We start from the raw sequence: 14,283 nt of genomic DNA on the forward strand, positions 1-14,283 counted from the left end.
CGCTCCGCCTGACGTTCAGCGCAGATGAGCCGACCCGAACCCCTCCAGGAACTCCAGCGTGGCCGAGGCCGCCCGCGCCGGGCACGACACGACCGTCCAGGTGACCCCGGCCTTCTCCAGCCCGGCGAACGCCTCCCGGTGCCGGTCGGACTCGACGGCCGGTTCGACGTCTCCGTACGAGTAAGTGACGTCGATCCGGTCGGGGCGCCCGGCCGCGGCCGCCCGCAACTCGGTGATCTGCACGGCCAGTTCGGCCATCGATCCGAGCACCGGCGTCCGGGCCGTGGCGCTGAGCCGCGCTCCCCCGGACATCGGCATCCAGCCCTGCGCCCGCTCGGCGACCCGGCGGCGGCTCAGCTTCGAGTTGCCGCCTATCCAGACCGGGATCGGCTGCTGCACGGGCCGGGGCCTGGCGATCACGTCCCGGGCGCTGAAGTGCCGCCCCTGGTAGCTGAATCGCTCGCCGCCCCAGTGCAGCGGGAGCACGTCCAGGACCTCGTCGAACAGCGCGTTGCGTTCGTCCATGTCGACGCCCAGGGCGTGGAACTCGCTCTTCTGGTAGCCCGCGCCGAGCCCGAGGATCAGGCGTCCGCCGGAGAGCTTGTCGAGGGTGGCGGCGGCTTTGGCGAGGAGAAAGGGATTGCGGTACGGCGCGACCGCCAAGTAGGTGAGCAGGCGCAGGCGTTCGGTCACGGCGGCCGCGTAGGCGAGTGCGACGAAGGGGTCGAGCGTCTGATGGCCACCGCCCGTCAGCCAGCGGGCGCCCGGTACCGGGTGTTCGCTGAGCGACAGCCCGTCGAAGCCGGCCCGCTCTGCCGCTGCGGCGACCTGGTGCAGGGGACCCGCGTCGAGCACGTCGCCGTCGGGTCCGATCGTCTCCGGGTAATGGAAGATGAAGCGCATCGGTCACCTCGGATCTGCTGGAGGTGTCCATGTTCTCCCGAGCCCCCCGGAGTTCGTCCGCCGTGGGGCCGAACTCTTCTTTCACGACGGGGACTTGGTCGGGGTGAACGGCGTCTTCGCCGTCGCAGGTGCCTTCGTAGTCCGGTACGGCCAGGTGACGGACCAGGAGTCGCCGCTCACCGACACGGGCAAGGTGTTGAAGGACCGATTGCCATGAAGGACGAGGACGGACGGGAGCGGCACGCCGCCCCGCAGGAACGGAGATCCACCGTGACGACGACGAACCACGAGGCCGGGCTGACGGCACAGCTGCCACTCGCCGGCATCGAGCGCCTGGACGACGAGATCATCGCCCTCCTGGCCCGCCGCCGCGCGATGGCCCAGGAACTCCCGCCCCCGGCCCGCTCCCGCGCCGCCGACCCGGACTTCGCGGAGACCGTACGCGGCATGACGGACCGCTACCGCCAGGAACTGGGCGGCGCGGGCGAACTGGTCGCGCGTGCGGTGATGGTGCTGTGCGACCCGAGCCGGGAGTCCTGACTCGGCGGTCTCAGACTGCGAGCGGCACCGGGCGCCCTCGTCCGCTCGACGGGCTCCGGTGCCGTACTGATGTGTACAAAAGCGCCCCAATATTGACAGTATCGCGCATTTGGCCGTACAAATCTGCGCGGAGGGCCTGGCGCCCGCCGCCGGGAGGCCGCGCCGGCACGTCCCGCACCAGGACCAGGAGGCACGACCGTGCAGCAGCTCCCCCTGTCCGGCATCACGGTGGTCAGCCTGGAACAGGCCGTGGCCGCCCCCTACGCCACCCGCCAACTGGCCGACCTGGGCGCCCGTGTGATCAAGATCGAGCGGCCGGGCGAGGGGGACTTCGCCCGGCGCTACGACACCACCGTGCACGGCCACTCCAGCTACTTCGTCTGGCTCAACCGCTCCAAGGAGTCCCTGACGCTGAACGTCAAGGACCCGCGCGGCCGGGAGATCCTGCACCAACTCCTCGCCGGCGCCGACGTGTTCGTGCAGAACCTCGCGCCGGGCGCCGCCGGCCGTCTGGGGCTCGGCGTCGACGTCCTCACCGAGCGGTACCCACGGCTGATCCCGTGCACGATCTCCGGCTACGGCACGGACGGACCGTGGGCCGACCGCAAGTCGTACGACCTGCTGGTGCAGTCGCAGACCGGTCTGGTCTCGCTGACCGGCACCCCCGCGGAGACCGCCCGGGTCGGGATCTCCGTCGCCGACATCGCCGCCGGGATGTACGCCTACTCCGGCATCCTCACCGCCCTCTACACCCGGGCCACCACCGGCCGGGCGCACCCCGTCGAGGTCTCCCTCTTCGAGGCGCTCGCGGAGTGGGTGAGCCAACCCGCCTACTACACGCGCCACGGCGGCACCCAGCCCGCCCGCCTGGGCACCCAGCACGCCACGATCGCCCCCTACGGCGCCTTCCCGACCGCTGACGGCAAGCAGGTGCTGTTCTCCATCCAGAACGAACGCGAGTGGGCGATCCTGTGCGAACGGTTCCTGCTACGGCCGGAGTTGACGGACGACCCGCGTTTCGCCACCGGTCCCGACCGGGTCGCCAACCGCGCGGAACTCAACGCGATCGTCGCCGACCGGTTCGCCCGCTCCGACGCCGAGGAACTCCTCAAGGACCTTGAGGCGATCGGCATCGCCGGTTCCGGGGTCAACGACATCGCCGCGTTCCTGGACCATCCGGTGCTCTCGGGCCGCGAGCGCTGGCGGGAGGTCTCCGTGCCCGGCGCCACCGTGCGGGCGCTCGTACCGCCCGCCGACCTCGCCGGGGTGCCCGCACGCATGGATCCCGTCCCGGACGTCGGCGAGCACACCGAGGCGATCCTCACCGACCTCGGCCGCACCCGCGACGACATCGAGGCGCTGCGCGCCGACGGCGTCGTCTGACCACCGCCGCATCGGAGGGACACCCGATGAGCGTTCTGGACATCCTGTCCGACGACGAGCGGCTGGTCGTACGGACCGTGCGCGACTTCGTCGACAAGGAAGTCAAGCCTGTCGTCCGGGAGTTGGAGCACGCGGACACCTGAACCGGCCTCGCCCGGCACACCGAACACCTTCACCGTCATCGGCCTGCTCGATCAGCGGCCGCCCCAGCCGATCGCGGAGGCCGAGCAGAGCATCACCGTCGCCGAGGCCACCGCGGAGATCGCCGAACACCTGGGCTGCGTACCGGGCCGACCGCTCCTGCGCATCGACCGCGTCCACCGGACCGCCGCCGGGCGGGTCGTCGAGCCGGCCATCAGCCACTTCCTGCCCGAGCACTACTCGTACCGGGTGCGGCAGCGGCGCACTTACGCCTGGAGGAAGGACGCCAGACCGGAGATGAGACGGTCCACGTCCTCCGCGCTGTTGTAGGGCGCGAGTCCCACCCGGAGCGAGGGGTTCTCCAACTTCAGGGCGGCGAAAGGCTCGTAGGCGTAGAACGACCCCGCCGGGGCCACGACCTTGAGGGCCGCCAGATGCGTCTGCGCCTCGTACGCGTCACGGCCATCGAGGCTCATCAGGAGGGTCGGGGTGCGGTCGGCGGCCTTCGAGTGCACGATGACGGCCGCCCCCAGGGACCGCAGCCCGTCCTCGATCCGGGCACGCAGCACGGACTCGTGCTCGTGGAGGGAGCGCAGCGACCGCGTCAGCCGCTCCCTCCGCGACACCCCTTCCCCTGGGTCGATGCCCGCGAGGAAGTCCACCGCCGCGGTGGCACCGGCCAGCAACTCGTAGGGCAGCGTGCCGAATTCGAAGCGCTCGGGCACGGCGTTCGTGGACGGCAGCAGCTTGTCGGGCGCGATGGTCTCCAGCAGTTCGGGCGCCGCCGCGAGCACACCGCAGTGCGGCCCGAGGAACTTGTACGGCGAGCAGACGAACAGGTCCGCCCCCAGCGCGGGCACGTCCACCTGGCTGTGCGCGGCGTAGTGCACCCCGTCCACGTACACCAGCGCGCCGACGCCGTGCGCCAGATCGGCGATCGTGCGCAGCGGCGGCTTGGTGCCGAGAACGTTGGAGGCCGCCGTGACCGCCACGAGCCTGGTCCGGTCGGAGAGTGCCCGCTGGAAGGAGCCGAGGTCGAGTTCGGTGGTCTCGGGGTCGATGTCGATCCAGCGGACCGTCACTCCGGTGTGGTCGGCCGCCTGGATCCAGGGCCGCACGTTCGCGTCGTGGTCGAGGCGGCTGACGACGATCTCGTCGCCGACCCGCCATTCCTTGGCCAGATGCCGTGAGAAGTCGTACGTGAGCTGGGTGGCGCTGCGCCCGTGGACGATGCCGTTCGCCGGTACCCCCAGCAGGTCGGCGTAGGCGGCCCGGAACTCCGTGACGGCCCGCTCGGCGTTCTGCTCCGACGCGCTCACGGCGCCCCGGTTGGAGAGGGGGCCGGTGAGCGTCTCCGCGATGGCGGCGGCGACCGGGCGGGGCGTCTGGGTGCCACCCGGTCCGTCGAAGAAGGCGAGGCCGTGGTCGAGGGACGGGAAGTGGCCCCGCAGGGCGGCGATGTCTACGGCCATGACCTCGACCTCTGCTCTCTGTGCGGGCGCGGAACTCCACGGGCGCGGCGGGCGCGGGGCGCGCCCGGCCGAATCCGACCGTAGTCGACCGCGGCCTACCGATCGGCGGACTTGCCGATGATCACATTCATGAGCTCACCAGGGAAGAGGCCCCTTCGCGTCGAAGTAGCCGCCGGTCGGGCCGTCCGGGCCGACCTGGGCCATGCGCACGATGATCTCGGCGCCCTGGTCGACGGTCTGCGTGCCCGTGTTGCCGTTGAGGTCCGTCTTCGTGAAGCCGGGCTCCACCGCGTTGATCCGGATCTCCGGGAACGCCTTCGCGTACTGCACGGTGATCATGTTGACCGCGGCCTTGGACGACGGGTAGGCGACGCCGAGGTAGAAGGCGGCGGGCGACTCGGGGTCGGCGAGTGTCGAGATGGAGGCCAGACCGCTGCTCAGGTTGACCACGACGGGCGCGGCCGAGCGGCGCAGCAGCGGCAGGAACGCGCGCGTGACGCGTACGACGCCGAAGACGTTCGTCTCGAACAGGGTCCGCATCTGGTCCGCGGTGACGTCGGCCGGGCCGATGATCACGTTGTTCTCGCCGCGGCCCTCGATGCCAGCGTTGTTGATCAGGACGTCGAGGCCGCCGTCCGCCTCGACGGCCCTGGCCGCGGCCTCGACGGAGGCGTCGTCGGTGACGTCGAGCTGGACGAAGCGCGCGCCGAGCTGTTCGGCGGCACGGCGCCCACGGGTCGCGTCCCGGCTGCCGATGTACACGGTGTGGCCTGCGGCGATGAGTTGGCGGGCGGCCTCGAAGCCGAGGCCCTTGTTCGCTCCGGTGATGAGTGTTGTCGTCATGTCCTCCAGCGTGCGGCGCGGCGGCGCCGTCAGCCAGACGTACCTGCTTCCTGGGACCACGGGTACCAGGCACGGGCCCGCTCGACGGTGTTCACTGGACGACATGACGGCGACCGAACTGGGGCAGGCACTGCGCCGCTGGCGCGACCGGGTCTCCCCCGAGTCAGCCGGGCTGCCGGCGGGCGGACACCGGCGCGCGGCCGGGCTGCGGCGCGAGGAGCTGGCCATGCTCGCGGGCATCTCGGCCGACTACATCACGCGCCTGGAACAGGGCCGGTCGACCAACCCGTCGGCGCAGGTCGTCGAGGCGTTCGCCCGCGCGCTGCGGCTGTCGGGGGACGAGCGGGCGTTCCTGTTCCGGCTGGCCGGTCTCGTGCCGCCGGGCCCGGAGACGGTCCCCGCGTACATCACCCCGAGCGTCCAACGTCTGCTGGACCGGCTGGTCAACACCCCGGTCGGCGTCTACGACGCGTCCTGGACGCTGCTGCTCGCGAACCCCATGTACGCGGCGCTGATGGGCGATCCGTCGGGCTGGCGCGGCTTCGAACGCAACGGCGTCTGGCGCAACTTCCTCGGCCCCGCCTCCCGGGTCCGGCACACCCCGAGCGAACTGGCGGACTTCCAGAGCGCCATCGTCTCGGAACTGCGCGCGGCGGCCGTGCGCTATCCCGCCGATCCCCAACTACGGCGTCTTGTCGCGGAGTTGCGCACCAACAGTCCCCGCTTCGCCGAGCTGTGGGAGTCGGGCGCCGTCGCCCGCAACGAGGGTTCACGAAAGGTCGTCGACCATCCGCAGGTGGGTGCCCTCACCCTCGACTGCGACATCCTCAACGTCTCCGGCAACGATCTGCATCTGATGATCTACACGGCGGAACCCGGTACCGAGGACGCGGAGAAACTCGCGCTGCTCGGCGTACTCGGCACCCAGAGCCTGGTGGGCTAGTCGGCTGTCCGTTCTCCCACGGCACCGAAGGCGGACCGGCCCGTGGCCCGACTAGGCGTTCTCCGAAGACCTCGCGGCCGCCCGCTGGTCCAGCTTTCGCAGGACCGTCTCCCCCCACCGGAGGTTGCCCTGTTCCAGGCCGATGCCGCCGAGAAGCGTGAGGTAGGGGCCGACGCGCTCGGTCCCGGCCAGGTACTCGTCCTCGTCGCGTCCGTCCAACAGGCGTTCCCGCAGCCGTTCGTAGCGGGCGAGCTTGGCGGTGGAGCGTTCCATGCGCTGGACGATGCCGGCTCGTACGGCGTCGGTGTCGCCGATGTCGATGCACTGGACCTTGACCATCAGTTCGTCCCTGATGGCCATGGGCTTGGCGGGGGTTTCGTCGACGTACTCCCGGAGCACGTCGAGGCCGGCCTCGGTGAGGGAGAAGAGGCGCTTGTTCGGGCGGCGCTCCTGCTGGACGACCCGTGCGGAGACGAGGCCGTCGCGCTCCATGCGCTCAAGCTCCCGGTAGAGCTGCTGCGGGGTGGCCATCCAGAAGTTGGCGACCGAGGCCTCGAAGCCCTTCGCGAGGTCGTACCCGGACGCCTCGCCCTCCAGAAGAGCGGCCATCACCGCGTTGCGCAGAGCCATTGTCCCAAATTAACACCGCGTTGATCAGTCAAGAGGATGGCTGTCGCGCCTCCTTGGAGCCGGGCTCGTCCATCAGCCCGGACCTCTCCATGGGCCCGGGCTCCCTCAGGCGACCGGCGATCAGCGGGCCGGCCGGGAACAGCTCGGGGCGTTTGGCCTGTCGCCCGTCACCGGAGGACCGGCCGCGGATCCGGCGCCCGAGCCAGGGGCCCAGGAAGGAGCCGACCCAGCGCAGCTCGGCGCCGACGGTGCGCAGGCGGGAGGGGGTGAGCGGTTCGGCGGGCAGGGGTCGCGTCCAGCTGTCGTCGCTGCCCGGCAGACCGAGCGCGTCGGCGACCGCGGCCGCGATGCGCGCGTGGCCGAGGGGGCCGGCGTGCAGTCGGTCGGGGCTCCACAGACGCGGGTCGGTCAGCACCGGGTGCAGACCGGTCTCGGCGACCACCACGCCGTGGCGGCGGGCCGCCTCCCGGATGCGGTCGTTGAGGGCGGTGATCCGGGGTGCGAGCGGGCGGGCCAGCGGGGTGATGCGGGCGATGTCGGGGAAGGTGACCGTCGCGACGCGGGCGCCCTGTCCGGTGAGCGCGGCGAACATCGCCTCCAGGTGCCCGGCCACCTCGTCGGCGTCGAAACCCGGCCGGAGCAGGTCGTTGACACCGGCGACGACGGTCGCGAGGTCGGGTTCCATCGCGAGCGCGGGCGCGAGCTGCCGGTCGCGCACCTGCCCGGCAAGGCTCCCGCGCACCGCGAGATTGGCGTACCGCACCTCGGGATCGACCGCCACGAGCAGCTCCGCGAACCGGTCGGCACAGCCGCGCAGGCCCCGTACGTCGTCGCCGTCGCCGAGCCCCTCGGTCTGGCTGTCGCCCAGCGCCACGTAGCGCAGATATCCGCCTGCCACCGGCACGAGGACCTCCTTCCGCCGCCGTCGGAGCGCATCACGACGAGCGGATAGCCAATTCACCACCTATTCGCATTGTTGACTATAGAGGACGTTCCTCGGCGGTGGACCGCTCGACGGAAAACAACGTGCGCCTGTTCGAACGGCTCTGCGACCATGCCGGAATGCCCCACCTTCTGGAACCGCTGGTCATCCGGCATGCTCACCGACTCCCCCTGTCCACCGGCCCGGCCGGTCAAGGGGACGTCGCCGCGCGGCAGTTCGACGCCGCCCTGATGTCCGTGGGCTTCAAGCTCTCGGCCGAACTGCTGGAACACCTGTCGGGGCGCTCCGAAGGCACGGTCGTCGACACCGCCGTGCGCACGCTGCGCACGGTCCGCGAGATGGTCGGCGACCACGTCGGGCACAACGTCTACTTCGTCGACTTCCCGGCCAACGTGCCCGCCACCTTCGACTTCTGGATGCGCTGCATCACCGGGGCGCTGGCCGACGACGCGACCCGCGACCGTACGCTCGCCCAGTTGGAGAGCGGTGTCGTCAACCTGCTCACCCTCCCCTCCTACGGCACCTACCAGCACACGTACGCCGAAATGCTCGGCCACCACGACGAGTTGATCGCCGCGGCCGGCGACCGCCTGACCGTCCTGCACCTGGGCGGCACGCCGGACGACGAGGTCACCGCGCTGTACCTCGCACTGGCGGGCAGCAGCACACCGCTGAACGACGACGACCTCGGCGACCTCAAGCTGCTCGCCGCGCACTGTGTGGACGGTCCGCAGCCGGAGGCGATCCCGGTCCGGGAGAACCGTGCCGTGGTCAACGAGGCGCGGCTGACGGCGGGTTCGGAGCTGCTCCTGGACACCGTCACCGATGTGCTGCGGCTGGCCTGTGCGCTGTCCGGCGGCGACGTGACCCTCCAGGAACCCACCAGGTTCCGGACGGTGCCGCGCCCGGTCCGGCGCGCACTGCTCGCCGGGCTGGACTCGGTCGTCGCGGCCGCCCCGGCCAAGCTCGCCGACGTACCCGCCCATCGCGAGCCGTGGAAGCGGCTCGGCGAGCGGCTGCACCCGCACGAGTACCCCCAATGGCCTTACGCGGCCCAGGTGTTCGCCGTGGCCCGGGGTGAGCTGGAAGCCCGCTCCTTCGACAGCCATGTCGAGGAACTGCTCGGTATGCAGGACGTCCTCGGCGCGACCGCGCTGCTCAAGTCCGCGCCGGGCAAGCTGTTCCGCGCCCTGGACCGGCTGCTGCGCACGGCGATCGACGAGGAGGAGCGCGAGGCCGTGGTGGCCGCCGCCGAGGAGGTCGTCACCGAGGTGTCCGGCCGGGTCGTCCTGGCGGTGCGCGAGCACCTCCACAACCGGGCCGGGGACACCGGCGAACGCCGCGTCTTCGTCAACCGGCTCGGCCGTGCCTGGATCGCCGAGGACCAGCGGCCGCCCGTCCTTCCGGCCGAGCGCAAGCGTCTGATCACCGCGCTCGACGCGGAGATCGGCCGCCGACTCCCCGCTCCCGAGCGCCTGTTGGTCGATCCGGACGTTCTCGCCGTGGCACTCCCGCTGTCCGGGCGGGCGACCGCGGCGGGCCTCGGGGTGCTGCCCCGCGGCTCGGTCACCCCGGTCGCCGGTGAACTGCTGCGGTTCTTCGTGTACTGGAAGGAGGCCGGGCAGCGGACGGACTTCGACCTGTCGGCGGTGCTGCTGGACGCCCAGTACCGGACGGTGTCCTGGCTGGCGTACACCTCCCTCACCCAGGTCGAGGGCGAGCACTCCGGTGACATCACCGAGGCGCCGGACGGGGCCTCGGAGTTCATCAACCTGCGGCTCGGCGCCGTGCGCAGCACGTTCATCGTGCCCCAGGTCAACATCTTCTCGGGCGAGGGCTTCGAGGAGGTCGAGGAGTCCTTCTTCGGGTTCATGCGGCGCGAGGGCGAGCAGCAGGGGCAGCCGTTCGAGGCGCGTACGGTACGGATGAAGTCGGAGCTGCGCGGCCCGGGCCGGGTCGCGTTGCCGCTGGCGTTCCGGCGTGCGCGGGACGGCAGTTGGACCGCCAAGTGGCTGCACCTGTATCTGAAGGGCCTGCAGTCGGGCAACCGGGTCGAGGGCAACAAGGTGACGATCGCGACGCTCCTGCGCGGCATCGTCGAGCGGGAGCACATCGACGTCCGGTACGTCGCCGATCTGATGGCCGCCCGCGGTACGGAGGTGACGGTGTGGGACGGCGGGACGGTCCCGTCGACGCCCGTCACCTACATCGGCCTGGAGCGCCCCGACGGACTGCACCCGGACTCCGTGGTCATCACCCCGGAAAACCTGCGCGACTTGGTCCCGGCCTGACTGTTAGGGTTGCCGCAGGCGAGGCCATGAACGGACTTCCTTCTCAACTCCTTCTGAAACTAGTCCGTCCGCTTTCCTCGCCGCCGACATCACGCCGAGGGGCGCCGCACATCCCAACTGTGCGGCGCCCCTTGGTCGTTGTCACCTGGTGGCGGCCACCCGCGCCACCGTCAGTGCCTGCTCGGCGTACCCCCGCCCGAACAGCACCGCGTGCACGAGCAGCGGGAAGAGCTGGTGCAGCCCCACCCGCTCCCGCCATCCCTGTGCCAGCGGCGCCGACTCCTCATAGCCGTCGACCACTTGGGCGAGATGCGGGCAGCCGAAGAGGTCGAGCATCGCGAGGTCGGTCTCGCGGTGTCCGCCGTGCGCGGCCGGGTCGATCAACCAGACGTGCCCGTCAACTCCCCACAGCACGTTGCCGTTCCACAGGTCGCCGTGCAGGCGTGCGGGTGGCTCGGGCGGTCCCGTGAGTTCGGGCAGCCGCTCGCAGACGCGCTCGACCAGGATCGCCTCGGCGGAACTGACGGTGCCCGCGTCCACCGCGTCACGCAGATACGGCAGGACGCGGTGCTCGGCGTACCAGTGAGGCCAGTCGGTGCCGGGTTCGTTGCGCATGGGGGCGAGTCCGATGTACGCGGCCACCGGACCGCCGGGCGGTGGGGCGCCGAACGCGGGGGCGCCCGAGGCGTGCAGGGCGGCCAGTTCGCGCCCGAACCGCAGCGCCGCCTCGACCGTGGGCCTGCCCTGCGGCACCCGGTCCGTCACCAGCCAACGCGAGTCGTCCCCGTACACACACGGAATCCTGACCGTGCCGGCGTCGGCCAGCCAGCGCAGCCCCGCCGCCTCGGCCCGTACCTCACCCGGCCCGTCGCCGCGCTTGACCACCACCACCGACCGGCCGCCGTCCAGGGCGACTTCGGTGAGCGCCCCGGTCATCCGGCGCGTGCCGCTCACCGCGAGACCGGTGAGCCGGGCGGCCACGTCGGCGGGATCCTCGGCGTCACTCACCCGCGCCACTCCCTTTCCTTCCCCCGCTCCCCGTCGCCGATCAGCTCCGCGCACCGTCTCATCCGCGTCCGGTCCTCGCTGAACCAGCCCTGCCACGGCTCGTCCAAGGGCAGCCAGTCGACGGGCTGACCGTCCTCCGGGTTCAGACTCGTCCCGCGATCCACGACCGCCAGGTACGACACGCCCAGGACGGCGGGCCAGCCCGGGCGGTAGGAGCGGACGGTGGCGATCGCGGGTGCCGGAAGGAGTGCGGCGCGGACCCCGGTCTCCTCGAACAGCTCCCGGCGAGCCGCCTCGCGGGGCGTCTCGCCGGGGTCCACCTTGCCGCCGGGCGGTACCCAGCCCCGCCACGGGTGCCGTACGAGCAAGACGTGGGTCAGGGCCGGGTCGAAGACCCAAGCCTCGGCCCCCAACGGCCCTTTGAACGCCGATTCGGGGCGGAGCAGCCAGTCCATGGCGTCGTCGTACACGTTCAGGGCCTGTCGGACGTCGGAGAGCGCGGCGTCCAGGGTGCGTCGATCGAGGCGGTGGGGAGTCATCCGGCGGAGCGTACGTGCCGCCACTGACAGTCGACGCCGCACACTGCGCGGACCATGGACGCCGCGAGGGAACTACCGCGCGGAGTCCGTGTGGACCTCCTCCAGTGAACCCGCGGGCTCGGTCGAACCGCCGGTCTCCTCCTCCGGCCGCCGCGTCCCGCCACCCCGGCGTCCGGGCAGTACCGCGAGGACGATCAGCGTCCCGGCGGCCATGATGATCCCGCCGACGAGGCTGGTCTGGGCGACGCCGTGGGCGAAGGACTCGTGGACGGCGTCGAGCAGGGCCTGCGCCTGCCGGGGCCCGCCGGCCGAGGGGTTCTTGGCGACCTGCTCGGCGACCGCGAGGCCACCGCCGACCGAGTCCTTGGCGGTGTCCAGCGCGGCGGCCGGGAGACGGCCGCCGACCAGGTCGCCCAGCTTGTCCCGGTAGGCCGTGCCCAGCAGTGAGCCGAGGATCGCGATGCCGAGGGAGCCGCCCAGTTCCAGCGCGGTGTCGTTGGCGCCACCGCCGACGCCCAGCTCGTTCTCGGGGAAGGAGCCCATGATCGTGTCGGTGGCCGGGGAGACACTCAGGCCGACCGCGAAGCCCAGCATCATCACGGGAGCCAGGAAGTCGGTGTACGTCGAGCCCGTGTCGATCCGCGTCAGCAGGAGGACGCCCGCGGTGCCGATCGCCATACCGGCCACCACCATCGGCTTCATGCCCACCTTCGGAGTCAGCCGGCCGGTGAGCGCGGCGCCCACGAACACGGCACCGGCCAGCGGCAGCAGTCGTACGCCGGTCTCCAGCGGGTCGTAGTTCAGGACGAACTGCAGGAACTGCGTGGAGTAGTAGATGGCGCCGAAGGTGCCGAAGAAGAAGAACAGCACGGCGAGCATCGAGCCGCTGAAGGGACGCAGCCGGAACATGCGCACGTTCAGCATGGGGTGCGGGTGGCGCAGCTCCCACAGCACGAAGGCGACCAGACCGACGCCGGCCACCACGGCCGCGGTGATCGGTCCCGCGCCCCAGCCGAAGTGCGGGCCCTCGATGGTCGCGTAGACCAGGGAGCCCACCGAGACGATCGACAGCAGGCCGCCGACGTAGTCGATCCGGCCCATCCGCGCCGCCTTCGACGGCGGGACCAGGGCGAGGGCGCCGACGACGCCGACGAGCGCGATGGGGACGTTGATCAGGAAGGTCGAGCCCCAGGCGTGGTCCCGCAGCAGCCAGCCGGCCACCAGCGGGCCGACCGCGATGGCCAGACCGGAGGTCGCGGTCCAGGCCGTGATGGCGCGGGCCCGCTCCCCCTTCGGGAAGATCGCGACCAGCAGGGACAAGGTGGCCGGCATGACCACGGCGGCGCCGACACCCATGATCGCGCGGGCGGTGATCACCAGCTCGGTCCGGTCGACCAGGCTGCCCATCACCGAGCCGGCGGCGAACACCAGCAGACCCGTGACCAGCGCGCCGCGACGGCTGTACTTGTCGCCGATCGAGCCCAGGACGAGCATCAGCGCCGCATACGGAACGGTGTAGCCGTCGATGACCCACTGCAGGTCGCTGCTGCTCAGGCCCAGCTCCTTGCTCATGTCCGGCGCCGCCACGATCAGTGACGTGTTCGCCATGACCACGATCAGCAGGCTCAGACAGAGCACGAGCAGGGCCCACCAGCGGCGGGGGTAGGGCGCGGACATCTTCTCCACGGGGGTGACGGTGAGGAAGGGCATCGTGGGGCTCCTAGGTGACGAGTTAATTGCCCATTGATGTGCAGGCTAGTTTATTGCTCATCGATGTGCAAATATGGCGACCACCCCGCAGGCCGCCCGCCTGCCTCGAACACCCCCTTCGGGCTCCCCCCATTCCGAAGGCCCTCACCTCGGACCCTCTCGCCAAAGGAAGGCCCATGCGGACCAGCCCCCGACCGTTCCTCATCGCCCTCGCCGCCCTGCTCGCACTCGTCCTCGTCCCCGTGGCGGCCGACCGGTTCGCCGCGGCGCGCGTCGAGTCCCGTACGGCCAAGGCCTTCCAGGAGGGCATGGGCACGCCCCTGCCGCCGCAGGTCCATGTGCGCGGTGTCCCCGTGCTGACCCAGCTGGCCGCCGGCACCCTGCGGCACGTCGACATCACGGCGCACGACATCCCCGCCGACGGGTCCGAGCGCCCGCTACCGGTGACCGAACTCAGCGTGGGCCTCGACGGGTTGAGCAAGTCGGACGACGACAAGGAGGCGCGGGCACGCGAGGCCGAGGCGACCGCCTACCTCTCCTACCCGGACATCTCGAACGCGCTCGGCATAGAGATCGGCCAGGCCGCGCAGCCCGGCCGGATCACCGCGAAGGTGCTGCTGCCCCTGGGCTCCGAGGTCGACGTCACCACGGCCGTCTCCGCGGCCTCCGGCAACCGCATCTCGTTCCACGACTTCCAGGTCACGGGCGGCGCGCTCCCCGCCATCGGCCGCACCCTGCTGGACCGGGTCTTCGCGGAGCCGATCCAGTTGCGCAACATCCCCGAGGGCCTGCACCTGCGCACGGTCAGCACGACGGCCACGGGCCTCAGCGCCCACTTCTCGGGCGAGTCGGTCACCTTCCGCCCGGACGAGGGGTCGCAGCGGGGATCCGAGGAAGACTCCGCCGGCCGGGCCGCCTGAGGACGACCGCGACGCCG

Annotated in this window: 14 protein-coding genes; 6 read left to right on the top strand and 8 right to left on the bottom strand. The window is 71.4% G+C overall.

Going from position 1 to position 14,283, the window contains the following annotated elements; genetic code table 11:
- Window positions 1-15 precede the first annotated feature (15 nt).
- The gene (locus ACIQI8_RS03235; protein WP_402344247.1) at window positions 16-903 is read right to left on the bottom strand and encodes an LLM class F420-dependent oxidoreductase; all 888 of its coding nucleotides are present in this window, start codon (window positions 901-903) and stop codon (window positions 16-18) included.
- Between the two features lie 213 nt (window positions 904-1,116).
- Between ACIQI8_RS03235 and ACIQI8_RS03240 the strand changes: the two genes are divergently transcribed.
- The 3 genes from ACIQI8_RS03240 (at window position 1,117) to ACIQI8_RS03250 (ending at window position 3,297) form a co-directional block, all read left to right on the top strand.
- Window positions 1,117-1,443 carry a hypothetical protein gene (locus ACIQI8_RS03240; RefSeq protein WP_402344250.1) on the top strand — a complete coding sequence of 109 codons (327 nt, stop codon included), beginning with the start codon at window positions 1,117-1,119 and terminating at the stop codon, window positions 1,441-1,443.
- A 198-nt stretch (window positions 1,444-1,641) separates the two neighbouring features.
- The gene (locus ACIQI8_RS03245) at window positions 1,642-2,826 is read left to right on the top strand and encodes a CaiB/BaiF CoA transferase family protein (protein ID WP_402344253.1); all 1,185 of its coding nucleotides are present in this window, start codon (window positions 1,642-1,644) and stop codon (window positions 2,824-2,826) included.
- Window positions 2,827-3,060: 234 nt separating this feature from the next.
- Window positions 3,061-3,297, top strand: a complete 237-nt coding sequence (locus ACIQI8_RS03250; protein ID WP_402346654.1) for a UTRA domain-containing protein — start codon at window positions 3,061-3,063, stop codon at window positions 3,295-3,297.
- On the opposite strand, the gene ACIQI8_RS03255 is transcribed toward ACIQI8_RS03250, so the two are convergent.
- Complete coding sequence (locus ACIQI8_RS03255; protein ID WP_402344256.1) at window positions 3,234-4,439, bottom strand: cysteine desulfurase-like protein; 1,206 nt, start codon at window positions 4,437-4,439, stop codon at window positions 3,234-3,236. The genes ACIQI8_RS03250 and ACIQI8_RS03255 overlap by 64 nt on opposite strands.
- A 135-nt stretch (window positions 4,440-4,574) precedes the next feature.
- Entirely contained in the window at window positions 4,575-5,282 is a 708-nt protein-coding gene (locus ACIQI8_RS03260) for an SDR family NAD(P)-dependent oxidoreductase (protein ID WP_402344259.1), read from the bottom strand.
- A 103-nt stretch (window positions 5,283-5,385) separates the two neighbouring features.
- Here ACIQI8_RS03260 and ACIQI8_RS03265 point away from each other — a divergent pair, with 103 nt between their 5' ends.
- A complete protein-coding gene (locus ACIQI8_RS03265) occupies window positions 5,386-6,225 on the top strand; it encodes a helix-turn-helix transcriptional regulator (RefSeq protein ID WP_402344262.1) in 840 nt (279 codons plus the stop codon).
- 51 nt (window positions 6,226-6,276) lie between these two features.
- On the opposite strand, the gene ACIQI8_RS03270 is transcribed toward ACIQI8_RS03265, so the two are convergent.
- Together ACIQI8_RS03270 and ACIQI8_RS03275 are read right to left on the bottom strand one after the other, a co-directional pair.
- Window positions 6,277-6,855 carry a PadR family transcriptional regulator gene (locus tag ACIQI8_RS03270; protein ID WP_402344265.1) on the bottom strand — a complete coding sequence of 193 codons (579 nt, stop codon included), beginning with the start codon at window positions 6,853-6,855 and terminating at the stop codon, window positions 6,277-6,279.
- Window positions 6,856-6,883: 28 nt separating this feature from the next.
- The gene (locus ACIQI8_RS03275) at window positions 6,884-7,759 is read right to left on the bottom strand and encodes an SGNH/GDSL hydrolase family protein (RefSeq protein WP_402344268.1); all 876 of its coding nucleotides are present in this window, start codon (window positions 7,757-7,759) and stop codon (window positions 6,884-6,886) included.
- Between the two features lie 158 nt (window positions 7,760-7,917).
- On the opposite strand from ACIQI8_RS03275, the gene ACIQI8_RS03280 reads away from it, so the two are divergent.
- The gene (locus ACIQI8_RS03280) at window positions 7,918-10,089 is read left to right on the top strand and encodes a hypothetical protein (protein ID WP_402344271.1); all 2,172 of its coding nucleotides are present in this window, start codon (window positions 7,918-7,920) and stop codon (window positions 10,087-10,089) included.
- 141 nt (window positions 10,090-10,230) lie between these two features.
- On the opposite strand, the gene ACIQI8_RS03285 is transcribed toward ACIQI8_RS03280, so the two are convergent.
- The 3 genes from ACIQI8_RS03285 to ACIQI8_RS03295 form a co-directional block, all read right to left on the bottom strand.
- Window positions 10,231-11,025: a fructosamine kinase family protein gene (locus tag ACIQI8_RS03285; RefSeq protein WP_402346656.1), complete on the bottom strand. Its 795-nt coding sequence runs from the start codon at window positions 11,023-11,025 to the stop codon at window positions 10,231-10,233.
- A gap of 68 nt (window positions 11,026-11,093) precedes the next feature.
- The gene (locus ACIQI8_RS03290) at window positions 11,094-11,636 is read right to left on the bottom strand and encodes an NUDIX domain-containing protein (protein WP_402344274.1); all 543 of its coding nucleotides are present in this window, start codon (window positions 11,634-11,636) and stop codon (window positions 11,094-11,096) included.
- A 72-nt stretch (window positions 11,637-11,708) separates the two neighbouring features.
- Window positions 11,709-13,346 (bottom strand): MFS transporter, encoded by a 1,638-nt coding sequence (locus ACIQI8_RS03295; RefSeq protein WP_402344277.1) that lies wholly within the window; start codon window positions 13,344-13,346, stop codon window positions 11,709-11,711.
- A gap of 176 nt (window positions 13,347-13,522) precedes the next feature.
- Between ACIQI8_RS03295 and ACIQI8_RS03300 the strand changes: the two genes are divergently transcribed.
- Complete coding sequence (locus ACIQI8_RS03300; RefSeq protein ID WP_402344280.1) at window positions 13,523-14,266, top strand: DUF2993 domain-containing protein; 744 nt, start codon at window positions 13,523-13,525, stop codon at window positions 14,264-14,266.
- Window positions 14,267-14,283: the final 17 nt, after the last annotated feature.

Source organism: Streptomyces sp. NPDC092369, from assembly GCF_044755245.1.
Taxonomy (GTDB): Bacteria; Actinomycetota; Actinomycetes; order Streptomycetales; family Streptomycetaceae; genus Streptomyces.

Coding starts and splice junctions, on each gene's coding strand:
- ACIQI8_RS03270 (WP_402344265.1), bottom strand. CDS start 6,855: ATGGCTCTGCGCAACGCGGTGATGGCCGCTCTTCTGGAGGGCGAGGCG.
- ACIQI8_RS03285 (WP_402346656.1), bottom strand. CDS start 11,025: ATGACCGGGGCGCTCACCGAAGTCGCCCTGGACGGCGGCCGGTCGGTG.
- ACIQI8_RS03265 (WP_402344262.1), top strand. CDS start 5,386: ATGACGGCGACCGAACTGGGGCAGGCACTGCGCCGCTGGCGCGACCGG.
- ACIQI8_RS03260 (WP_402344259.1), bottom strand. CDS start 5,282: ATGACGACAACACTCATCACCGGAGCGAACAAGGGCCTCGGCTTCGAG.
- ACIQI8_RS03240 (WP_402344250.1), top strand. CDS start 1,117: ATGAAGGACGAGGACGGACGGGAGCGGCACGCCGCCCCGCAGGAACGG.
- ACIQI8_RS03290 (WP_402344274.1), bottom strand. CDS start 11,636: ATGACTCCCCACCGCCTCGATCGACGCACCCTGGACGCCGCGCTCTCC.
- ACIQI8_RS03295 (WP_402344277.1), bottom strand. CDS start 13,346: ATGCCCTTCCTCACCGTCACCCCCGTGGAGAAGATGTCCGCGCCCTAC.
- ACIQI8_RS03300 (WP_402344280.1), top strand. CDS start 13,523: ATGCGGACCAGCCCCCGACCGTTCCTCATCGCCCTCGCCGCCCTGCTC.
- ACIQI8_RS03235 (WP_402344247.1), bottom strand. CDS start 903: ATGCGCTTCATCTTCCATTACCCGGAGACGATCGGACCCGACGGCGAC.
- ACIQI8_RS03255 (WP_402344256.1), bottom strand. CDS start 4,439: ATGGCCGTAGACATCGCCGCCCTGCGGGGCCACTTCCCGTCCCTCGAC.
- ACIQI8_RS03280 (WP_402344271.1), top strand. CDS start 7,918: ATGCCCCACCTTCTGGAACCGCTGGTCATCCGGCATGCTCACCGACTC.